Raw genomic sequence first — 22,213 nt, 5'->3', positions numbered from 1 at the left:
TATTGTCCTCAAGGACAGGTTTTGGATTTTTTCTGCTCAGACCCGGGAAATCCCGTGCACGCGCAGGGCCAGTTGCAGCCGATCACTCACGCCCAGCTTCTCGAAGACCGCCGACAGATGCGCCTTGACGGTACGCTCGGTAATCCCCAGGGTAGTGGCGATTTCCTGATTACTGTCGCCCACGGCGGCCTGGCGCGCCACTACGTTCTCGCGCTCGGTCAGCACATCGTTATGCCAGACTTCCTGGCTGCCGGCACGGCTTTCGACCAGGCGCAGCAAGCGCTGCACCAGAGAGCGCCCCATCCATATCTCACCCGCCCCCACGACGGTCAGCACCTGGGCCAAGGCCTCGGCGGGCGCATAGGTGTGGCAATAGCCCACCGCGCCGGAGGCCAGCGCCTTGGTGCCCTGTTCATCATGCGGCCGCGCGCTGGCCACCACCACCTTCAGGCCGCCGATGGCGTCGTTCCACGCCTCGCTGCCCATGACAGGCATGCGCGGCAGATCCATATCCACGATGGCCAGGCTGCGGCGCTGTTCGCGCCAGCGGCCGAGGTCGGCCAAGGTGCGCCCGCGTGCCGGCAGCCAGCGCTGCGTATCCAGGCCCGACCAGTGTTTCCAGAGCAAATCATCGTGCGTGACGCACAGAACCGGGGTGACTTGCATGGCGAGCTCCCTTTTAGCGTCTCAACGTTCGGTGAATGCGTTCGACTTCGCGCGCAGGATGGGCTTGAGCAGATATTGCAGGACCGTCCGTTTGCCCGTCAGGATATGCACTTCGGCCACCATCCCGGGGATGATGGGCATGGTGCCATTGCCCAGGCTGGACTGCGCCGTCCGTACGCGGACGATGTAGAACGAATTACCTCGTTCATCCGTGATGGTGTCGGCCCCGATCGACTCGACTTGCCCTTCCAGGCCGCCGTAGATCGAATAGTCGTAGGCAGTGAACTTGACCTCGGCCTTCTGCTGGGGGTGCAGGAAACCCACGTCGCGCGGGTTGATGCGCACTTCCAGCAGCAGCGTGTCGTCCGTCGGCACGATCTCCAGGATGTCCTTGCCGGGCTGGACCACGCCGCCCACGGTATTGTTCAACAGCGTCTTCACCGTGCCGCGCACCGGCGAACGGATTTCCGACAGCTTCACCTTGTCGGCCAGCGCCACCTGGCCGGCGTGCAGCGTAGCCAGCTTGGTATTGGTATCCATCAGTTCGCTGCGGGCCTGGTTGCGGATGTTCAGCTCCGCTTCCTGCACCTTGCTCTGGGCTTCCTTGATCGACGCCTGGATACGGTCGATGGACGCCTCGGCCCCCTTGGCGTCGCCGCAGCTCTTGGTGACATCGCGCTGCAGGCGCAACAGGTCCACCTCCGACACCGCGCCGCTCTTGAGCAGGGGCCGGGTCACTGCCATTTCGCGGGAAGTCAGCGAGCAGGTCGTCGCTGCCTGGTCGCGCTTGGTCTCGGTCTCGCGCAGTTCTTCCTGGCGTTGCTTGACCTGCTCCTTGGCCACCGCCACCGTCGCATTCAATTCGTTGGTGCGCTGGATCCAGGCGTTACGCTCACTTTCCGCGGCGGCGGGCAGCTTGGCCAGTACCTCGGCCGGCGCCTGGAAGACATCGCCAGTAGCCAGGGCATGCAGGCGCGCTGCCTTAGCCAGCAGAGAATAATATTCGGCGTTGTTCTCGCCCAGGGAAGAGTTGAAGCGGGTCGGATCGATGCGCAGCAACACCTGGCCAGCTTCGACCTGCTGCCCCGGCCGCACCAGGATTTCCTTGACGCTGCCGCCGTCCAGGCTCTGCACCACCTGGACCTGGCGCGACGGCACCACTTTGCCGTCGCCGCGCACCACTTCGTCGATGAAGCCGAAATAGGCCCAAACCAGCAGGCCACCGACCACCAGCAGCGACGTCCACAGCAACACGCGGGCGCCGCGCGCCTCGGCCTGGTGGATGGCCCATTCGGCGTTGCTGCCGTAGCCGGTGCTGACCTTGGGATGATTGCGTTCGCTGCCGAAGATCAGCAGGTTGAACAGCCAGATGAACGGCAGGTAAGGCAGGCGCAGCAACGTGCCCAGGAAGGAACGGCGCGGCTTGATGGCGTCGGTGTTCATGCTCAGCTCCCCCGACCCACGCGGCCCGCGCGCAAGGCCTCGACGACCTGGTCCTTGGGACCGTCGGCCACGATGCGCCCGTTATCGATCACCAGTAGTCGGCTGACCAGTTCCAGCAGCGCCGTGCGGTGCGTCACCAGCAACAGCGTCTTCTGCGCGCTGGCCGCGGCCAGTTGGGCGCGCAAGCGCGCCTCGCTCTGGTGATCCATATTGCTGCTGGGCTCATCCAGCAGCAGCACCGGCGGATCGTTGATAAGCGCGCGCGCCACGGCCACGGCCTGGCGTTGGCCGCCGGACAGCGATTCGCCGCGCTCGCCGATCACCATATCGAAACCATTGGGATGGACGTCGGCGAACTCATGCACGCCCGCCACCTGCGCGGCCGCCAGGATGCTGGCGTCGTCGGCGAACGGCGCGCCCATGGCCAGATTGTGCTTGAGGCTGCCGTAGAACAGCACCGGATCCTGCGGCACATAGCCAACGGCACGGCGCAGGTCGGCCGGATCGATCTGCCGTACGTCCACGCCGTCGAGCAGGACGATGCCCTCTTGCGGCTGGTACAGGCCCAGAATCAGCTTTTCCAGCGTCGTCTTGCCCGAGCCGATGCGGCCGATGATGCCGATGCGCTCGCCCGCCGCCAGCTTGAAGGAAACGTTATTCAAGGCCGGTTGCGCCGCACCGGGATAGGTGAAGCTGACGTTGCGGAATTCCAATGTGCCCTTGAACACCGGGCGATGCAGGAACTGGGCCGACTCGGGACGCTCCACCGGCAGCTGCATGTAGTTGTCGATCGAACCCAGCGAGGTGCGGGCGTTCTGGTACTGCATCAGCAGACCGGCCACCTGGCCCAGCGGCACCAGGCAGCGGCCGCTGATCATGGACGCGGCGATGATGCCGCCCATGGAAATATTGGAATCGTGCGCCAGATATACGCCGATCACCACCACCGAGATCGACACCAGCTGCTGCATGGCCGACACAAAACCCACCGTGGTCGACGAAATCAGCTTGAGCTTGCCGCTGGCCTGCGCGATGAACTCGGTGGACCGCTCCCAGTTGCGCTGCATGGCGCCCTGGGCATTGAGCGTCTTGACGGTCTCGAAGCCCGACAGGGCCTCGACCAGCGTGGCGTTGCGCTGCGACGAGGCCTGGTAGGTCGACATCGTCAATGCTTCCATGCGTGCCTGCGCGGCCAGCGAGACCAGCAGTATCAGCACGATGGCGACGATCGGCGGCAGGATCATCCAGGGGGAGATCCAGGACAGCACGAACAGGAACAGCACGATGAACGGCAGGTCGACCAGCGAGGTGATGGTGGCCGAGGCGATGAAATCACGCACCGATTCAAAAGAGCGCAGATTGGCCGCGAAGGAACCGACCGACACCGGCCGCGCTTCCATGCGCAGGTCCAGCACGCGCTCCATGATCTGCGAAGACAGGCGTACATCCACCCGTTTACTGGCGCTGTCGACGACGTGGGAACGCGCGGTGGACAAAATGGTGTTGAAGATCACCACCATCGTAATGCCCGTCACCAGCACCCACAGGGTCTCGATGGCGTTGTTCGGCACGACGCGGTCATACACGTTCATGGTGAACAGCGGCATGGCCATGGCGAAGATGTTGATCAGCAGCGCGGCCAGCAAGGCGTCGCGGTACAGTCGCCGATTCTCGAAGATGGCGGCCCAGAACCAGTGCTTGCTGCGCACCTTGTTCACTTCGGGCGAGCGGGCATCGAAGCGGAACTGCGGGCGTACGAAGCACGCCAGGCCGATATAGTCCTCGGCCAGTTGGCCGTCGTCGATTTCCACGGCGCCGGCGCCCACGTCCGGATGGCTGATCAGATACTTGCCGTCGCGCACCTCCAGCAACAGGCAGGCGCGATTGTCCTTGAGCAACAGGATGGCGGGCAGCACATCCGTGGGAATCGCCCGCAGCGTCCGCTTCACCACCCGCGCAGCCAGCTGGGCCCGGGCCGCGGCACGCGGCACCAGTGCCGGCGTCAGGCGCTGGTCCACCAAGGGCAAACCGGCCGACAGGGCCTGCCCCGTGGACGGCACGCCGTGCACACGGGTCAATTCGACCAGACAGTCCAGCAAGGGGTCGTCATGGGTACTGCGAGGATCGACACGCCAGGAATCCAGCGAGCGGTCAAATAACTTGTCCGTCTTCATCACCAAGCAAATCCAGATGTTCGGATAAGCGTGCCCGCTGCTGTTTCCGACGCGTCAACTTCTGCTGCGCCTGGACCGGCAGGTCCGTCAGGCGCAGCGTGCCGTTGGCGATCAAGGTGTCGATCAGGTCTTCCAGGACTCGAACGAAGTCCGCGTCCAACCTGGAAAAATCATCTCCCTCGTTGATCGCCACGATGAATCACCACTTGCCGCCGGCCGGGGCGTTCCTGCCGCCATCGGCGTTGGCAGGCACGAACTCGGGCGGTGCGTTGCCGCTGCCGTACTGGACCTTGACCGGGTCCAGGCGGCTTTCGTCAGCGACCGTCGAGTTGCAGGTCTTGATGATGTCGTCGGTCATGGCCAGCTTGCCGTTCTCTTCCGGCGTTTCGTCCTTGGCCGCACGGATGCCCAGTGCCGGCAGCAGTTTGTGCGACAGGGCCAGCCAGCGGAACTGGGCGGTCTGCAGGTCGTACAGCGCATTGGTCAGCGAACGGCGCGATTCGAACAGTTCGTTTTCCGTGTCCAGCAGGTCGAGCAGCGTGCGCTGGCCGATCTGGAATTGCTGGCGATAGGCATCGCGCACCTTGGTGGTGGCCACTTCGTGGTCACGCAGGTAAGGCAGCGATTGGCGCAGGTGGATGATGTTGTTCCAGGCCACGGCCAGGTCCTGCTGCACGTTGCGGCAGGTGTAGTCGCGCACGTCGCGCGCGGCGTAGCCCTGCTCGGCGGTCTGGCGAATTCGCGCCGAGTCGCCGCCGCCACGGTACAGGTTGTAGGTCATCATGACCTGCACGTTGGAGCTGCGCACGTTGCGGTAGTCGCTGCCTGGCTGCGAGGTGTCGGTACCCGAGGACGCCACGAATTCGAATTTGGGCGAGAACGCACCCTTGGCCGATTGGTTGCCCGCGTCGGCGGCTTGCAGCAGAGCCTGCTTGGACAGGATGCTGGGATTGCTGCGCAGGGAGTCGTCGAAGTTCGACGGCTTGTTCGGCAGCTTCTCGTCCACCTTGGGCGTGGCGGCCAGCGTGGTCGGCGCGCTCATGCCGGTGACGCGGCGGAAGCGCGACGTCACGTCGTTCAGGTTGGCGCTTTCCGTCATCAGGTTGGTTTGCGCCAGCGACAGGCGGCCACCGGCCTGTTCCATGTCGACGCGCCGGCCAACACCGGAATCCGCCCGTTCGCGGATCTGCTTGAGCGTTTCTTCGTGCAGACGATAGTTGGTGCGAGCCAGCAGTTCCAGGTCGCGATAGCGCTGCAGGTCGACATAGGCCTGCACGGCGGTCATGGCCATGTCGTCGCTGGTGGACAGCAGGTCATAGAAGCGCGACAGCTTTTCGAAACCGGCCTGCTTGACGTCGCTGCTGGTCTTGAAGCCATCGAACAGCAACTGGCGCAGTTCCAGGTTGTAGCCGGGGCGCTTCCAGTTCTGCGAAGAGTCATCGCCGGGCAGATGGTTCTGCCATTCGTGGCCGTAGTAGCCCTGGGCGTTGACCTGCGGCAGGAAACCGGCGCGAGCCACGTTCTGGCCTTCGAGCGTCGCGCGGAAGTCGTGGTAGCGCGCCTGGATTTCCGGGTTGCTGAGCAAAGTCTGCTCGACGACCTGATAAATCGTGGTGCCGCCATTGGCCGACGATACGGAGGCGGTCGCAGGCGCAGGTGCGGTCGCGGGCGCCTTCGCAGGTGCCGCGGGCGGCGTGACCGGCTTGGCCTGCGCGACAGCGGGCGCGGCCGGCTTGACCGGTGAAACGGCGGGCGCAGGCTGAGTGGCGACGGGCGCGGCTTGCGCCACGGCCGGTGCGGGCTTGGCAACCGCCGGTGGGGTCGCCTTATTGAAGTTCATCCAGGTGGCCGGCTTCGCGGCACCAGGTTGACCTGCCGGGATGGGTGCGTGCTGCGCGACCGCTACGCCGGACAGCGCCATGACAGCCAGTGCCACCGAGGATTTCAGACGAAAAGAAGACATGACATTCCCTGAATAGCCAAAAAACAAAACGTGACTTAAGTAACGACTGAATTCCCTCTGGCAACATTCAGGCGTGTGTCCTGATCGTCTGGAATGCGTAATTTTTCTTAGTCCAAACGAGTGATGGGAACCCGGGCGAGCAGTGGGGCGGGATTGTGGGGCCAGGATGGGGACGCATCAACTGCGAAGAAACGCACATTATTGCGTTTCATTTCTTCACACTCTTCTGAAGATTCGCTGGCTTTTTCCGAAATTCAAGCGAAAGCACGGCCGACAGCGAACGCAACAATTTGCTGTTGCGACCGCCGTTCGAGCTTAAATAACGGTTATTTGCAGGAAATTGATCAGCCGTCTCTTAGATTTCATTTTTTGCTGAATCAATTAGACTTAATTCTGTTCACAGTTACGAGAACTGGCAAAAACTGTGGATTACAAAATATTCCTCAGGATTCCAGTGCTGCATACCAAACAGACGCATCAAGTGCAGATATGAGCCGGGTTGGCCATCCTGCTTATGGATGAGCAAATATTCTTCCCATTGATGTTACAAAAATAGTAATCGGCAGACCGTCAGGGACCGGTTTTTTTTCAGGTCATCGTCCCTGTGCCGCGCGATAAGTCCACCCCCGGACCGCTCATGATGGTGATCCCCAGATTGGCCAGGATATTGCGCGTCACGCTGTCGGGTACGTCCTCGGCGTAGACGGCGATATTCAATGCACGCGCCGTCTCCAGCACCGACACCGTCAACTGCTGGCTGCCTATGCTGTGCGCCATGCCGCCGACAAAACCGCCGCCCAGCTTCACGTAGGCGAGTTGCAGATCATGCAGCTGGCTCAAGGCGTTGAACTGCTGCGCCAGGCGCCGCACACCCACCCGCATGCGCGTCATCACACCGATCCGGCTCAGCGCCACCACATCGGCGTGGCGTTCGACCAAGGCGTGCGCGTCGACTTCGGCGATCAGCCGGCTGGCCTGGCCCGGCCGCCCGGACACGAGGCGCTCCAGCTGCGCCAGGAAATCCTGATGTCCCAATGACGCCATCGACAAGCGCACCGTCAATTCACCTGGATTCTTTTCCAGCCAATCCAGGGCCAGGCGCACGGCCTGCATATCGCAATCCGCGGCCAGATCCAGGCGTATCGCCGCCGGGATGAACAGCCGCGCCGGAATCGGTTCGGAGGCATCCACGCTATGCAGCATCAGCGTGGCTTCCTGCCGCAGCACTTGCCCATCTATATAGGACAGCGGTTGCAGCGACAGCGTGAAACGCTCCCGCTCGATACCCGCGGTGATGATCTGGCGCCATGACGACTCGCTATTGGCCGACAACACCGGTTCATCGTCCGACGTCAGCTGCACATGGTCGTCGCCTGCACTTTCTCCCCGCATCAGGGCGTAATCCAGCCGGCCCAACAGATCGCCGACCTGGGCGCCCGGCGCGTAGTCCGCCAACGCCTGCACCCAGCGGCACAAACCGCCCTCGCCCACCGGTATGCGCGCCGTGCGCAGCTCCGCGCGCAGGCGTTCGGCCACCATGATGGCTTTGGGCGCGGAGCAATGCGGCAACAGCAACGCGAAGTCCGAGCCATTCAAGCGCGCCAGCACCGGCGCGTTTACCTGCATGCCGGCCAGCATGGCCCGCAGGCGATCCACCAGCGTGCGCAGCCATTGATCGACGAAGTCGCGCGGCATGTGGCGGTTGATCGCCCCCAGATCGCGCTGACGAAACACCAGGACATGGCCGCCTGGCATCGCGGCATCCGAAGGGGTGGGCGCGGTATTCGCGGTATCCCCATCCAGTTCGCGCCGGAACTCGTTGATAAAGTATTTGCGATTGGCCAAGCCCGTCACCGGGTCCTGGTTGACTTCGATCTGCAAAGATTCGATCTTGGCATTCTGCTCATCCGCACTGGCGCGCAGCTGTTCACGCGTCTGGTTCAGCGCCTCGGTGATGCCGCTCAATTCCGGTACGCGCGGCGCCAGGTGCTGGCCCCACTGCCCGCGCCCGATCGCACGCAACTGATCGCCTACCTCGCCCAACAGGCGCTTCTGGATCCAACGCACCAGCGCAAAGGCAAACAGCGCCCACAGCACGCCGGCGCTCACCACCAGCAGGATCATGCGCAGGCTGCTTTCCCACAGGGTTTCCCAGGCGTAGACATCGGTCGCGGTCAGCGTGACCTCGCCGAGCTGCCGCCAGCCGTCCGTCACCACATGGGTGGCCGACTTGGCCGACAGCGGCACCAGGCGCTGGAACCAGCCCGGCACTGCGGCCGTGGCGGCCGACGCACGCTGGATGATGACTTTACCTTCCGGATCCGTCAGCTTCACCAGGGAAAAGTGCCCCCCATCGAACAGGGCCGACAGCAGCAATTCCTGCGTGATGCGGTCGCTGTTCGCGGGCTGTGACAGCGACAACGCCAGCGATACCGCCGCATCGTTGCTCTGCACCTGCAACTGCCCCGAAAGATAGTCGCGCGCGGCGGTCACGCTCAAGGCCAGCGTCCCCAGCAGGATGATGACGATGGCCAGCGTGATGCTCAAAAGAAGTTGTCGAAGTATGGACATGGTTCGCTTTCCGCGGGCCTACTGTTGGATGCCTTCGCGCTCCATGCGCTGCAGCAGATTGCGCCAGCGTCCGATACGGTCGACCGGTGCGGCTTGCTTGCCGTCGACGTAGACGCCTTCGGCATTGAAACTGAAGATGGGTACCAGGTCGCGCCGTTGCGAGGCCGGCAAGATGCCGGACACCAGGCTGTCCAGCACCAGGGGCATGGCTTCGGGGGCCGGGTAATAGCCCAGCACCATATGCGCCACCTGCTCAGTGCTTTGGGGGCCACCCACGCGTGCCCGCACGTAGACGAAGCGCAGCTTGCTGGTCGGCACACCCAGCTTGATCAGGGAGAAATACTTGCCGATGACGAAGTCCTCGCAATCGCCGGCGCCCTTGCCCAGCGCTTCCAGCGGCGTCGCCCAGTAATCCGCGGTCCCCCAGACGGTCTGGTCGTCGGCCTGTGCCACGTTGCGATTCCAGAAATCGTTGATGCTGGCCAGCTTGTCCGCCTCGGCCATGGCCCGGTCGGCCTGCAGCAGCTGCAGCCAGGCGCCGACTCTTGCGCTGCCCTTGGCGCCATACCGGCTGGCCGCCTCGCTTTCCAGCTTGTGGCTGTCCAGCTCCAGCGCAACACTCATTCCCCCGCCGCAGACCAGGCAGAGCAAGGCCATCCAGCACAAGGCGAAAGAGACTCGCAGGCGTAAGGATCGTGGCATCGCGAAAACGCAGTGTAGAGCCGCACACTTTCATAGGACTGGCGTCCCCGCCATGGCCCGGACCCGGCCCGCCGCCATCCAGGTCAGCGACTGATACCGTGCACCTTGAGCGCCAGTTGCAAACGGTCGGACACGCCCAGCTTGTCGAACACCGATGTCAGGTGCGCCTTGACGGTACGTTCCGTGATACCCAGCGCCGCCGCGATCTCGACGTTCGCTTCGCCGACGGCCGCGCGCTGCGCCACGGCCTCTTCCCGCTCCGTCAGCGTTTCCGGCTGCCACTGGCTGGCTTTGCTGGCGCGCGTGTCAACCAGGCGCAGCAGGCGCGTCACCAGCGACCGGCCCATCCAGATCTCCCCGGAATCGACCACATCCAGGATCTGCTCCAGCGATCGTATGGGGGTATAGGTATGGCAGTAGCCGACGGCGCCCGACGCCAGCACCTTGGCGCCCTGGTCGTCATGCGGCCGCGCGCTGGCAACCACCACGCGCAGGTCCGCCAAGGCCTCGGTCCATAGCTCGGAAGTCCACGCCGGCCGCCTGGGCAAATCGGCATCCACCACCACCAGCGAACGGCCGCGTTCGCGCCAGCCCGCCAGTTCGGCCAGCGTACGCGCGCGTGCCGGCACCCACCGGCGCGCATCCACGCTGGACCAGTACTTCCACAGCAGGTCGTCGTGCGTCACTAACAGAACAGGAATCATCGCTACATCAGCGTTCGGTGAAAGCATTCTCTTTGGCACGCAAGATAGGTTTGAGCAGGTACTGCATAACCGTGCGCTTGCCCGTCAGGATATGCACTTCGGCAACCATGCCGGGAATGATGGGCAGATGCATGTCGCCCACCGCGGCCTTCGACGTCCGAACCCGCACGATGTAGAACGAGTTGCCCCGTTCGTCCGTCGTGGTGTCGGCACCGATCTGTTCCACCACGCCTTCCAGGCCGCCGTAGATCGAGTAGTCGTAAGCCGTGAACTTCACTTCGGCCTTCTGTTGCGCATGCAGGAAGCCGATGTCACGCGGCTGCACTTTCACTTCCAATAGCAGCGAGTCGTCGGTCGGCACGATCTCGATGATGTCCTTGCCGGGCTGCACGACGCCGCCGACGGTATTGGCCAACAGGGTCTTCACCGTGCCTTTCACCGGCGAGCGGATTTCCGACAGCTTGACCTTGTCGTCCAGCGCCAACTTGGTTTCGCCCAGGGTCCGCAGCTTGGTATTGGTGTCGGACAGTTCGCTACGCGCCTGGTTGCGAATATTCAGCTCGGCTTCCTTGGTCTTGCTCAGCGCTTCCTGGATGGACGCCTGGATGCGGTCGATCTGCGCCTCCGCCGCCTTCTGGTCGCCGCAGCTGCGCGCCACGTCCCGCTGCAGGCGCAGCAAGTCGACCTCGGAAACGGCGCCGCTATTGAGCAGCGGTCGCGTCACCGACAGTTCGCGCGAGGTCAACGAACACGTCGTCGCGGCCTGGTCGCGCTTGGCCTGGGTCTCGCGCAGTTCCTGCTGGCGCTGCTTGACCTGCTCCTGGGCCACGCTCACCGTGGCGTTCAGTTCATTGGTGCGCTGGACCCAGGCATTGCGCTCGGCCTCGGCCGCTTGCGGCAATTTCTGCAGCACGTCGTCCGGCACCTTGAAGGGCTCGCCCGTCGCCAGTGCCGTCAGGCGCGCGGCCTTGGCTTCCAGGGACAGGTACTCCGCCTGGTTTTCACCCAGGGAGGAAGCGAAACGCGTCGGATCTATCCTTAGCAAGACTTGGCCGGGCTCCACATCCTGGCCGGGCTTGACAAGGATCTCCTTGACCACGCCGCCATCCAGGCTCTGGATGATCTGCACCTGGCGGGAAGGCACCACCTTGCCATCGCCGCGCACCACTTCATCGATGGGCCCGAAGATGGCCCATATGATGAGGATGCCGACGACCGTCAGTGATGTCCACAACAGTATCCGGGCGCCGCGCGCGTCGGACGTGTAGATCGCCCATTCGGCGCTGTTGACGTAGCCGGAGGAAACCTTCGGCTTGCCGCGTTCCTCGCCGTCCAGCAAGCGGTCGAACAGCTTGACGAAGAACGTCCGCGGCAAGCGCACCAGGCTGCCCAGGAAAGATCTGCCCTGTTGCGGATGCGGATTCCGATTGGGGTTCGGAGCAGGCGTCGCGCTCATACGCTGGCTCCCTTGACGACGCGGCCGGTGCGCAATGCTTCGACGACCTGGTCCTTGGGGCCGTCGGCCATGATGCGTCCGGAATCGATGACGATCAGGCGTGTGACCAGGTCGAGCAAGGCCGTGCGATGCGTAATCAGCAGCATGGTCTTGTTGACGCTGGCCGCCGTCAGTTGCTGCCGCAGCCGCGATTCGCTCTGGTGGTCCATATTGCTGCTGGGTTCGTCCAGCAGCAATACCGGCGGATCGTTGATCAGGGATCGCGCCACCGCGACGGATTGCCGTTGCCCGCCTGACAGCGACTCGCCCCGCTCACCGATCAGCATATCGAAACCGTCGGGGTGGATATTGGCGAACTCGCTCACGCCGGCAACGTCCGCCGCGGCGATGATGCTGGCGTCGTCGGCAAACGGCGCCCCCATGGCGATGTTGTGCTTGAGGCTGCCGTAGAACAGGACCGGATCCTGGGGCACGTAGCCTATCGCCCGCCGCAGATCGGCGGGATCGATCTGGCGCGTGTCGACGCCGTCCAGCAGCACGGTACCCTCGGTGGGTTGGTACAGGCCCAGGATCAGCTTTTCCAGCGTCGTCTTGCCCGAGCCGATGCGGCCGATGATGCCAAGTTTTTCCCCGGGCGCCAGCTTGAAGGAGACGTTGTTCAACACCGGCTGCGCCGCGCCCGGATAGGAGAAGGACACGTTGCGGAATTCAATGGCGCCCGCGAACACCGGACGATGCAGGAATTCGCTGGTCTCCGGCCGTTCGACCGGCAGCTTCATGTAATTGTCGATCGAGCCCAGCGACGTACGGGCATTCTGGTACTGCATCATCAAGCCCGCGACCTGGCCCAGCGGAACCAGGCAGCGGCCGGAAATCATCGATGCAGCAATGATGCCCCCCATGGAGATCGCCGAATCATGGGCCAGGAACACCCCGACGGTCACGGTGGCGACCGACACCAGCTGCTGCATGGCGCCGACGAAGCCCACGGTAGTGCTGGAGATCAGCTTCAGCTTGCTGCTGATGCTGGCGATGTACTCGGTGGAACGCTCCCAGTTACGCTGCATGGTGCCCTGCGCATTGAGCGTCTTGACGGTCTCGAACCCGGTCAACGCTTCCACCAGCGTGGCATTGCGCTGGGAAGACGCCTGATAGGTCGCCATGGTCAGCGACTCCATACGGAACTGCGCGGCCACCGACACCATCACGACCAGGACGATGGCCACGATAGGCGGAATCAGCATCCAGGGCGAAATCCAGGCCAGCACCGCCAGGAACAGGATGACGAAAGGCAGGTCCACCAGCGTCGTGATACTGGCCGACGCGATGAAGTCACGAATGGACTCGAAGGACCGCAAGTTGGCGGCGAAGGAGCCGACCGACACCGGCCGCCCTTCCATGCGCAGATCCAGCACCCGCTCCATGATCAGCGCCGACAGCTTGATGTCGACCCGCTTGCTGGCGCTATCGATGACGTGCGAGCGCGCCGTGGTCAATATCGTATTGAAGATGACCACGACGGCAATGCCCACCACCAGCACCCATAGCGTTTCAAGCGCGTTATTGGGTACCACGCGGTCGTACACGTTCATCGTGAACAAGGGCATGGCCATGGCGAAGACGTTGATCAGCACCGCCGCGACGATGGCGTCCCGGTAAAGGCGCCGGTTTTCGAAGATGGCCGACCAGAACCAATGGCGGCCCCGCACCTTGGACACCTCGGGCGAACGGGCGTCGAAGCGGAACTGCGGACGGACATAGCAGGCCATGCCCGTATAGTCTTCCGCCAGTTCCTGCGCGGAAATCTCGATCGAACCGCCACCCAGTTCGGGATGGCTGATCAGATAGCCGTTGTCCCGCGCTTCCAGCAGCAGGCAGGCACGTTCGCCGTGCAGCAGCAGGATGGCCGGCAGGATATCGGTTGGAATCTCCTGGATGGGGCGCCGCACCACGCGCGCGGATAGGCGTGCCCGTGCCGCGGCACGCGCTATCAGCGCTGGTGTTAGCCGTTGATCCACCAGCGGCAGGCCCGCGGACAACGCCTGCGGCGTTGCCGGAACGCCGTGCATGCGGGTCAGTTCGACCAGGCATTCCAGCAGTGGGTCGTCATGCGTCGAGCGCGGGTCCACGCGCCACGAGTCGATCGACCTGTCAAATGATCTGTCCGTCTTCATCGCTCAACAAGTCCAGGTGTTCAGATAATTTCGCGCGGTGACGCTTGCGCTCGGTCAGCTTGCGTTGCGCATGCTCGGGAAGATCGGTCAGGCGCAGGGCGCCGTTCGCGATAAGGGCGTCGATCAAATCTTCCAGCACCCGGACGAACTCCACGTCCAGCTTCGCGAAACCATTGTCCTGACCGCCGTTGTCTTGAGTTGCCATAGCAGGTCACCACTTCGGAGTTGCCCCCGGTTGCCCCGGAGCGGATTGCAGAGGTTGAGTACCCGCCGGCACTAACTCAGGCGGCTTCGCGCCATCCTGATAGATCACCTTGACGGGCTCCAGGCTCTCGGCATTCGGCACGGTCGAATTGCAGAGCTTGATCACGTCTTCGCTGAGCTGCAGTTTGCCGTTCTCCTCGGGCGTCTCGTCCTTGGCCGGACGCAATCCAAGGGTGGGCAGCAACTTGTGCGATAACGCCAGCCAACGGTACTGCGCGGCTTGCAAGTCGTACAGCGCATTGGTCAAGGCGCGACGCGACTCGAACAGCTCGTTTTCCGTGTCCAGCAAATCCAGCAGCGTGCGCTGGCCGATCTGGAACTGTTGCCGATACGCGTCCCGCACTTTCGTCGTCGAGATTTCATGATCGCGCAGGAAAGGCAAGGCCTGGCGCAGGTGAACGACGTTATTCCAGGCGATGGCCAAGTCCTGCTGGATGTTCCGGCAGGTGTAGTCCCGCACGTCGCGTGCCGCATAACTTTGCGCCGATACCTGGCGCAGGCGCGCCGAGTCGCCGCCGCCGCGATACAGGTTGTAAGTCATCAAGACCTGGGCCTGCGTGCTGCGCGTGTTCTTGTAATCCGGGCCCGGTTGCGAGGTGTCCGTTCCCGTCGACGCGACGAATTCGAATTTGGGCGAAAAATTGCCCTTGGCCGACTGCACACCGGCATTCGAGGACTGCACCAGCGCCTGCTTGGACAGGATCTGCGGATTGCTGCGCAAGGAGTCGTCGAAATTGGCTGGATTCTTCGGCAGCCTGTCCTCCAGGCGCGGCGCCGCCGCCAGGGTCGGCGGGACATCCAGGCCGGTCACGCGCCGGAAGCGCGCGGTGACGTCGTTGAGATTGGCGCTCTCGGTCATCAGATTGGTCTGCGCCAGGGCCAGGCGGCCGCCCGCCTGCTCGAAGTCGACCCGCCGCCCTACGCCCGAATCCGCGCGCTCGCGGATCTGCTTGAGCGTTTCCTCATGGAGGCGGTAATTCGAACGTGCCAGCAATTCAAGGTCGCGATAGCGCTGCACGTCCAGGTAGGCCGTGGTGGCGGTCAAGGCCACGTCATCGCTGGTCGCCAGCAGATCGTAGAAGCGCGACAGCTTCTCGAAGCCAGTCTGCTTGACGTCGCTGCTGGTACGGAAGCCGTCGAAAATCAGTTGCCGCAATTCGACGGTGTATCCGGGCCGGTTCCAGCTGGCGTTGCCGTCATTGGGCAGATTGCTCTGCCACATGCGGCCGTAGTACGCCTGTGTATTGACTTGGGGCAGGAAACCCGCCTTGGACACGTTCTGCCCTTCCAGCGACGCGCGGAAATCGTGGTAGCGCGCCTGGATTTCAGGATTCGTCAACAAGGTTTGTTCGACGATCTGGTTCAGAGTCGCGGCATTCTTGCCGTCCGAGGCCTGGGCCACGGGCGTGGTGCCTGGAGGTGTGGAAGGCATTCTCGGCGCGGCCGGACCCGGCTGGGCGAGCGCAGTCAGCGGCACCGCAGCGATGAATGCGATGAAATACTTCTGGCACAACATATGAATCCACCCGGAAAAACGTAACAACGCGGACAAGCTGTTTATTTCAGAAAGTCTCGTAGTCTTGAAAAGTATGGAAGGTGTTTACGCGTTTGTGTGGTCACATATGTAAATCTATGGTGCAAAAGGATGAGGGACTTAGGCCAGTTGACCCTATCTTCCTGCAAAAAATCGTTAGCCCCGGGCAAAGATCGCAAACTTGCGTCAAATATAGATGTAATTTTCGTAACTGATCGCAGAAAGTCTTGGCCGAATAGGCAATTCTGAGGACCCGCCCGCGCCGTGACACAGTTGTGCAACAAATTCATGGGTGGGGTGAGCGGGCACGCCGCGCGCACGCAGGACTGCGTGCTGGCGCGATCGGTACTCGATGGTCTGGATTGCGGATGACGCGAAGGCCTCTTTCGAGCTTCGGCGCAAAAAAAAGCCCTGGACTGTGTGGTCCAAGGCTTTTTGATCTGGGCTTGATGGTGGAGCGGAGGAGGATCGAACTCCCGACCTTCGCATTGCGAACGCGACGCTCTCCCAGCTGAGCTACCGCCCCACAAGCAAGTCCAGCACTATACCAGAAAATTTCTCATGCGCACACAGAAAGGGATGCAGCGAGGCGCCGCCCTGACGAGGCGGCACCTACGCTTTTTTTTCATCAATGTCCTTGCAGTTTCCCCTTCTGGATCAGGTCATTGATGATGGCTTGCTGGTCGGTCTTGGTACCAACCAGGTCGACGTTTTCAAGGATGATCTTCTGGTCGAAACCGTGTGCCACGTCACCGGCCGTACTGACCTTCAGCACGGTATTGTTGCCGTCCTTGCTGAAGTTCAGGTACTTGGACAGATCCGAGTCGGCCGGATTCTGCAGCAAGCCACCCAGGTGCAGGATGTCACCGCCGTTCGCTGGCGTATCCGCCGAGAAGTCCTTGACCGTGTCCACCGCGGGCTTGGCCACCGTACCCTGGTCGTTCAGCTCCCACTTGAAGGTGTCGCTGCCGGCGCCGCCGTACAAGGTGTCGTTGCCCTGGCCACCGATGATGGTGTCATTGCCGCCCTGCCCGTAGATCAGGTCATCGCCGGTGCCGCCGCGGATGGTGTCGTTGCCGCCGCGGGTATCGCCGCTGACGTTGAAGTCATCGCTGTGGGCCTTGATGTAGTCGTACAGCTCCGTGTTGGTCGCCGCATGGCCATTGGTCGAGGTCAGGAAGTCGACCAGGCCCTGCATGCCCTGGCCATCGTGGGACCCCGCCGGGTGACCCGTCCACGACAGTGCATCGGTATTGATGGTGTCACCGAAGATGATGTCGTTGCCGGCACCGCCGTCGATGGTGTCACCGCCGACCGTTGCCGGCGTGGTAGTGGTGCTGCCGCCTTGCAACACGGTATCGAGATCGCTCGCCTGGTGGGCGATGTCCGCGGTACCTGCCGGGCCCGTGATGGTCGACGTATAGGCATGCGTGGTGATGTTGTCGATGTTCACCGTGGCGTTGCCCGAACCAGACGTGTTGTCGGCTACCGAGTACACGAGATGGTAGGTACCGGCGGCCAGGATGTTGGTTTCGAATGTCGACGAAGACAAGGGACTGTTCGTCGAGCCGGACTGGACCGTGTCCCAGCCACCCGACGAATTCAGCTTCTCGATGGCCCACTTGAACACGTCGCCCGAGTTGAAGTTGGCCGTTCCAGCGTCGAAGCTGAGGGTGGTCTTGGTGCCCGAAATGGTGAAATTCTGGCTCGTCAGTTTCGTATCGCCGCTGCCGTTGACGTCCGTGATCTGCAGGTTCTGGTAGAGCGTACCGTTGCTGTAGCCGGTGAGGGGACGCGACACGCTGCTGCCCGTGCCGCCCGACGTAAACGTCCAGCCCGACACGTTGTTGAGTCCGGTGCTGGACAGGTTGTCGAAATTCGCGAGGACCGTGTTGGTGCTGGTCCCGACGCCCACCGAAACGGTGGCCGTGCTGCCGCTGGCCGTATTGTTGAAGAACTGCAGATACTGCTGGCTGACGCCGTCGCCGATACCGATGGCGTTGACGTTGGTCACGGCGCTCAGTGCCTTGAAGGCATTGATCGACTCCTGCAGCGTGGTGGCGTCCGTGGTCGACCCATCGCCGCCGCGGCTGCCGCTACTGGTGATGTAGTAGGTCGGATCGCCATCGGTGAGGAAATACGTCATGTTCTCGTAGTTCGAACCGGTCTTTCCTGCCGCCGTCTGCGCGTTGAACCAGGTCACGGCGTTGTTGAACGCTGCTTCGTAGTTCGTGCCGCCGGTCGCCGTCATCGCATTGATGGCATTGATCAGCGTGGAGACATTGGCGGTCGTCAGGTTCTGCACCTGGATCGTGCTATCCGCTGTCGTGCCGAAGCCGATCAGCGCCACGTTCACGACGCCGCCCGAGTGGGTGTCCAGCGTATTGAGCAAATTCAGCAGCGCCGACTTCACCAATGTCATACGATCCTGCCCGCTGGACGGGTTCGTACCACCGTCCAGCCCCCACGCCATACTGCCGGAGTGGTCGATGACCAGGGCAACGTTGTAGTTCTTGCCCGGCACCACGGTGGTCTTCGAACCGCCGGCATCACCGATGATGACGTCGTCGCCCGAGCCCCCTGTCAGGCTGCCGGCGCTGGAATCGTCGTTGGTCCCGCGGATCAGGTTGTCCGTGACGATGCTGTAGTTGTACTCGCCGGAGGTGTTCTGCCCGCCGTTGGCGGTGCCGCCGGCATCGCGCACCTGGAAGCCGAAGGACGTATCGCCCCCCGACGATCCAGGCGTGTAGACCAACTTGCCGGACGAGATGTCCGCCACGGTAATCACCATGCCTGTCGTTACCGCGGAGCCGTTGTACGTCAGCGAACCGACGGTGGGCAGGCGGCTGATGATGACGCTCTGGAATGCGTCGCTCTCTCCCTTGCTGTCCGAGAAAGCGAATTCGGACAGGCTGAACACGTGAGTGGTGCCGACTTCGACGTGCGTCGAGTTGGCGGCTGACACAGGTGCGTCGTTGGCGCCGGCGATGGTGACCGTGACCGGATGCGTCGCCGTACCGTCCATGGAGGTGACGGTGAAGGTGCGGGTCAAGGACTGGGCACCGGACAGGGCCTGCACCGTGGCGTTGTTGTTATCCAGGGTGTAGGTCCAGTTGCCGTTCGCATCGATACTGAAGGTGCCGTACGTGTCCTGAATGGTCTGGGCCTTGACGTAGCTTTCACCAGTGTCGGCGTCGGTCGTGTCGAGCTTGCCGGTAGCGCTGAGCGTGAGGTCTTCGACAACCGTTCCGCGATCGCCGACGCCGTCGCCGCCATGGCCGACGATCGTCGGCACATCGTTGGTGCCGTTGATCGTGATGGTGACGACGTGGGTATCGGTGCCTCCCTTGCTGTCGTCGACCTTGACGGTGTAGGTTTCGGTGATCTTGTCACCCGCACGCAAGGATTGGGCAGCCGTGTTGTCCAGTGTGTAGGTCCACTTGCCGGTTGCGTCGACGGCGATGCTGCCGTAGGTGCCCTTGTTGGCGCCCTGGATGGTCCACGTCGCGGCGTCGTTGGTATCGACATCGACACGAGCCAGCTGGCCGGAGGCGGTTTTGGTGCCGTCCTCCGTGACGTTGCCCTGGTCCGTGCCGCCGGTCGGCACCTGAATGACCGGGGCGTCGTTGGTGCCCTGCACGGTGATGGTGACCTTGCTGGTCGTGCCGTCCGCGGCGGAAACGGTGAACGTCTCGGTCTTGGATTCGCCCAGGCCCAGCGCCTGTACCGCGGCGCTGGTGTTGTTCAGCGCGTAGGACCAGGTACCGTCGGTGCCCAGCGTGAAGGTGCCATAGGTACCGGACGTGCTCTGGGTGATGAAGACGGCCTGGCCGGCGTCAGGATCGACGATGTCGAGCTTGCCGCTGGTGGTCAGGGTAGTGTCTTCCTTCACCGTGCCGGCGTCGGCGCCCACGGCATGCGGGGTGATGATGGCTGCGTCGTCCGTGCCGTTGATGGTGATGGCAACGGACTTCGTGGCCGTTCCACCATGACCGTCATCCACCTTGACCGTGTAGGTTTCGATGATGTGGTCTTTCGTGGTCAGTACTTGCGCTGCCGTGTTGTTCAGCGTGTAGGTCCACTTGCCGGTCTGGTCGACGCTGAAGGTGCCATACGTACCCTTCGCATTGCCGTCCACCGTCCAGGTGTGGGTGTCGTTGGTATCGACATCCGTCTTGCTGAATTGGCCGGTGGCCGTCTGCGTGCCATCTTCCGTCACGGAACCGGCCGTCGAGCCGGTCGGAGCGTTGATGACGGGAGCGTCGTTGGTGCCTTGGACCGTGATCGTGACCTTGCTGGTCGTGCCATCGGCCGAAGCCACCGTGAATGTTTCCGTCTTGGATTCACCCAGGCCCAGCGCCTGAACCGCAGCACTAGTGTTGTTCAAGGTGTAGGACCAAGTGCCATCCGTACCCATGGTGAACGAACCATAAGTACCAGCCGTCGCGGTTTGAGCAACAAAGACCGCTTGGCCGGCGTCCGGATCGACGATATCCAGCTTGCCGCTCGTGGTCAGCGTCGTGTCTTCCTTGACCGTGCCAGCATCAGCACCGACGGCATGCGGCGTAATGATTGCCGCGTCGTCCGTTCCATTGATTGTTACAGCCACCGACTTCGTCGCCGTACCGCCGTGGCCGTCATCCACCTTGACCGTGTAGGTCTCGGTGATGTGATCCTTCGTGGTCAATGCTTGCGCGGCCGTGTTGTCCAGCGTGTACGTCCACTTGCCGGTCTGGTCAACGCTGAAGGTGCCATAGGTACCCTTCGCATTGCCGTCCACCGTCCAAGTGTGCGTATCGTTGGTGTCAACGTCCGTTTTGCTGAACTGGCCCGTAGCCGTCTGCGTACCGTCCTCGGTTACCGAACCGGCCGTCGAACCCGCCGGCGCGTTGATGACCGGCGCGTCGTTGGTGCCTTGGACCGTGATCGTGACCTTGCTGGTCGTGCCATCGGCCGAAGCCACCGTGAACGTTTCCGTCTTGGATTCACCCAGGCCCAGCGCTTGAACCGCAGCGCTAGTGTTGTTCAAGGTGTAGGACCAAGTGCCATCCGTACCCATGGTGAACGAACCATAAGTACCAGCCGTCGCGGTTTGAGCAACAAAGACCGCCTGGCCAGCATCCGGATCGACGATATCCAGTTTGCCGCTGGTGGTCAGGGTCGTGTCTTCCTTGACCGTGCCAGCATCAGCACCGACGGCATGCGGCGTAATGATTGCCGCGTCGTCCGTTCCATTGATTGTTACAGCCACCGACTTCGTCGCCGTACCGCCGTGGCCGTCATCCACCTTGACCGTGTAGGTCTCGGTGATGTGATCCTTCGTGGTCAATCCTTGCGCGGCCGTGTTGTCCAGCGTGTAGGTCCACTTACCGGTCTGGTCAACGCTGAAGGTGCCATAGGTACCCTTCGCGTTGCCGTCCACCGTCCAGGTGTGCGTATCGTTGGTATCAACGTCCGTTTTGCTGAACTGGCCCGTAGCCGTCTGCGTGCCGTCCTCGGTTACCGAACCGGCCGTCGAACCCGCCGGCGCGTTGATGACCGGCGCGTCGTTGGTGCCTTGGACCGTGATCGTGACCTTGCTGGTCGTGCCATCGGCGGAGGCAACCGTGAACGTTTCCGTCTTGGATTCACCCAGGCCCAGCGCTTGAACCGCAGCGCTGCTGTTGTTCAAGGTGTAGGACCACGTGCCATCCGTACCCATGGTGAAGGAACCATAGGTACCAGCCGTCGCGGTTTGAGCAACAAAGACCGCTTGGCCGGCGTCCGGATCGACGATATCCAGTTTGCCGCTGGTGGTCAGGGTCGTGTCTTCCTTGACCGTGCCAGCATCCGCACCCACGGCGTGCGGGGTGATGATCGCAGCGTCGTCCGTGCCGTTGATCGTAACAGCGACCGACTTCGTCGCCGTACCGCCGTGGCCGTCATCGACCTTGACTGTGTAAGTCTCAGTGATGTGGTCCTTGGAAGTCAGCTGTTGAGCAGCAGCATTATCCAGCGCGTACGTCCACTTGCCGGTCTGGTCAACGCTGAAGGTGCCATAAGTGCCCTTCGCATTGCCGTCCACCGTCCAGGTGTGGGTGTCGTTGGTGTCAACGTCCGTTTTGCTGAACTGACCCGTAGCCGTCTGCGTGCCGTCTTCCGTCACAGAACCAGCGGTCGAACCGGCCGGAGCGTTGATAACCGGCGCGTCGTTGGTACCTTGGACCGTGATCGTGACCTTGCTGGTCGTCCCGTCAGCCGAAGCGACCGTGAACGTTTCCGTCTTGGAGTCGCCCAGGCCCAGCGCTTGAACCGCGGCGCTGCTGTTGTTCAGCGTGTACGACCAGGTTCCATCCGTACCCATGGTGAACGAACCGTAGGTTCCGGCGGTGCCGGTTTGAGCCACGAAGACCGCCTGGCCAGCATCCGGATCGACGATATCCAGCTTGCCGCTGGTGGTCAGCGTCGTGTCTTCCTTGACCGTACCCGCGTCAGCACCCACCGCGTGCGGGGTGATGATCGCCGCATCGTCCGTACCGTTGATCGTGACAGACACCGACTTGGTGGCCGTGCCGCCATGACC

At 62.7% G+C, this 22,213-nt stretch carries 14 protein-coding genes and 1 tRNA gene; 1 reads left to right on the top strand and 14 read right to left on the bottom strand.

The genetic code is table 11. The features are described 5' to 3' along the window. Positions 1-36: 36 nt before the first annotated feature. The 5 genes from CEY05_RS00070 to CEY05_RS00050 are packed head-to-tail and all read right to left on the bottom strand — an operon-like array spanning position 37 to position 6,246. Positions 37-666 carry a response regulator transcription factor gene (locus tag CEY05_RS00070; RefSeq protein WP_088595362.1) on the bottom strand — a complete coding sequence of 210 codons (630 nt, stop codon included), beginning with the start codon at positions 664-666 and terminating at the stop codon, positions 37-39. 21 nt (positions 667-687) lie between these two features. Continuing rightward, a complete protein-coding gene (locus CEY05_RS00065; RefSeq protein WP_088595361.1) occupies positions 688-2,109 on the bottom strand; it encodes an HlyD family type I secretion periplasmic adaptor subunit in 1,422 nt (473 codons plus the stop codon). Between the two features lie 2 nt (positions 2,110-2,111). Continuing rightward, positions 2,112-4,283 carry a type I secretion system permease/ATPase gene (locus CEY05_RS00060; protein WP_088595360.1) on the bottom strand — a complete coding sequence of 724 codons (2,172 nt, stop codon included), beginning with the start codon at positions 4,281-4,283 and terminating at the stop codon, positions 2,112-2,114. Then, a complete protein-coding gene (locus CEY05_RS00055) occupies positions 4,261-4,476 on the bottom strand; it encodes a hypothetical protein (RefSeq protein ID WP_088595359.1) in 216 nt (71 codons plus the stop codon). The genes CEY05_RS00060 and CEY05_RS00055 overlap by 23 nt, the downstream gene beginning before the upstream one ends. 6 nt (positions 4,477-4,482) lie before the next feature. Beyond that, a complete protein-coding gene (locus CEY05_RS00050; RefSeq protein WP_233161291.1) occupies positions 4,483-6,246 on the bottom strand; it encodes a TolC family outer membrane protein in 1,764 nt (587 codons plus the stop codon). Between the two features lie 201 nt (positions 6,247-6,447). On the opposite strand from CEY05_RS00050, the gene CEY05_RS30725 reads away from it, so the two are divergent. Beyond that, positions 6,448-6,768, top strand: coding sequence for a hypothetical protein (locus tag CEY05_RS30725; protein ID WP_143220240.1), 321 nt, complete (start codon positions 6,448-6,450; stop codon positions 6,766-6,768). A gap of 66 nt (positions 6,769-6,834) precedes the next feature. Here the strand turns inward: CEY05_RS30725 and CEY05_RS00045 are convergent, their stop codons facing one another. From CEY05_RS00045 to CEY05_RS31370, 9 genes are all read right to left on the bottom strand, one after another. Beyond that, positions 6,835-8,817, bottom strand: a complete 1,983-nt coding sequence (locus CEY05_RS00045; RefSeq protein ID WP_088595358.1) for a LapD/MoxY N-terminal periplasmic domain-containing protein — start codon at positions 8,815-8,817, stop codon at positions 6,835-6,837. An 18-nt stretch (positions 8,818-8,835) separates the two neighbouring features. Continuing rightward, positions 8,836-9,519 (bottom strand): transglutaminase-like cysteine peptidase, encoded by a 684-nt coding sequence (locus CEY05_RS00040; RefSeq protein WP_088595357.1) that lies wholly within the window; start codon positions 9,517-9,519, stop codon positions 8,836-8,838. An 83-nt stretch (positions 9,520-9,602) separates the two neighbouring features. Continuing rightward, positions 9,603-10,223, bottom strand: a complete 621-nt coding sequence (locus CEY05_RS00035; RefSeq protein WP_233161290.1) for a response regulator transcription factor — start codon at positions 10,221-10,223, stop codon at positions 9,603-9,605. 7 nt (positions 10,224-10,230) lie between these two features. Continuing rightward, positions 10,231-11,679 carry an HlyD family type I secretion periplasmic adaptor subunit gene (locus CEY05_RS00030; protein ID WP_088595355.1) on the bottom strand — a complete coding sequence of 483 codons (1,449 nt, stop codon included), beginning with the start codon at positions 11,677-11,679 and terminating at the stop codon, positions 10,231-10,233. Further along, a complete protein-coding gene (locus CEY05_RS00025; RefSeq protein ID WP_088595354.1) occupies positions 11,676-13,853 on the bottom strand; it encodes a type I secretion system permease/ATPase in 2,178 nt (725 codons plus the stop codon). The genes CEY05_RS00030 and CEY05_RS00025 overlap by 4 nt, the downstream gene beginning before the upstream one ends. Continuing rightward, the gene (locus CEY05_RS00020) at positions 13,831-14,058 is read right to left on the bottom strand and encodes a hypothetical protein (protein WP_088595353.1); all 228 of its coding nucleotides are present in this window, start codon (positions 14,056-14,058) and stop codon (positions 13,831-13,833) included. The genes CEY05_RS00025 and CEY05_RS00020 overlap by 23 nt, the downstream gene beginning before the upstream one ends. A 6-nt stretch (positions 14,059-14,064) precedes the next feature. Next, positions 14,065-15,549, bottom strand: coding sequence for a TolC family outer membrane protein (locus CEY05_RS00015; RefSeq protein ID WP_088596158.1), 1,485 nt, complete (start codon positions 15,547-15,549; stop codon positions 14,065-14,067). 552 nt (positions 15,550-16,101) lie between these two features. Continuing rightward, positions 16,102-16,177, bottom strand: a tRNA-Ala gene (locus tag CEY05_RS00010). Between the two features lie 102 nt (positions 16,178-16,279). After that, positions 16,280-22,186, bottom strand: coding sequence for a VCBS domain-containing protein (locus tag CEY05_RS31370; RefSeq protein WP_304528855.1), 5,907 nt, complete (start codon positions 22,184-22,186; stop codon positions 16,280-16,282). Between the last annotated feature and the right edge of the window lie 27 nt (positions 22,187-22,213).

Source organism: Achromobacter sp. HZ34, assembly GCF_002209485.1.
In the GTDB taxonomy this organism is placed as follows: Bacteria; Pseudomonadota; Gammaproteobacteria; order Burkholderiales; family Burkholderiaceae_B; genus Bordetella_C.
Note: the sequence above shows the minus strand (reverse complement) of the source record. Positions and strands in the feature narration are given on the sequence as shown.

Excerpts from the sequence above, each read along its gene's own strand:
- CEY05_RS00070 (WP_088595362.1), bottom strand. The coding sequence starts at position 666 with ATGCAAGTCACCCCGGTTCTGTGCGTCACGCACGATGATTTGCTCTGG.
- CEY05_RS00065 (WP_088595361.1), bottom strand. The coding sequence starts at position 2,109 with ATGAACACCGACGCCATCAAGCCGCGCCGTTCCTTCCTGGGCACGTTG.
- CEY05_RS00060 (WP_088595360.1), bottom strand. The coding sequence starts at position 4,283 with ATGAAGACGGACAAGTTATTTGACCGCTCGCTGGATTCCTGGCGTGTC.
- CEY05_RS00050 (WP_233161291.1), bottom strand. The coding sequence starts at position 6,246 with ATGTCTTCTTTTCGTCTGAAATCCTCGGTGGCACTGGCTGTCATGGCG.
- CEY05_RS00045 (WP_088595358.1), bottom strand. The coding sequence starts at position 8,817 with ATGTCCATACTTCGACAACTTCTTTTGAGCATCACGCTGGCCATCGTC.
- CEY05_RS00040 (WP_088595357.1), bottom strand. The coding sequence starts at position 9,519 with ATGCCACGATCCTTACGCCTGCGAGTCTCTTTCGCCTTGTGCTGGATG.
- CEY05_RS00035 (WP_233161290.1), bottom strand. The coding sequence starts at position 10,223 with ATGATTCCTGTTCTGTTAGTGACGCACGACGACCTGCTGTGGAAGTAC.
- CEY05_RS00030 (WP_088595355.1), bottom strand. The coding sequence starts at position 11,679 with ATGAGCGCGACGCCTGCTCCGAACCCCAATCGGAATCCGCATCCGCAA.
- CEY05_RS00025 (WP_088595354.1), bottom strand. The coding sequence starts at position 13,853 with ATGAAGACGGACAGATCATTTGACAGGTCGATCGACTCGTGGCGCGTG.
- CEY05_RS00020 (WP_088595353.1), bottom strand. The coding sequence starts at position 14,058 with ATGGCAACTCAAGACAACGGCGGTCAGGACAATGGTTTCGCGAAGCTG.
- CEY05_RS00015 (WP_088596158.1), bottom strand. The coding sequence starts at position 15,549 with ATGCCTTCCACACCTCCAGGCACCACGCCCGTGGCCCAGGCCTCGGAC.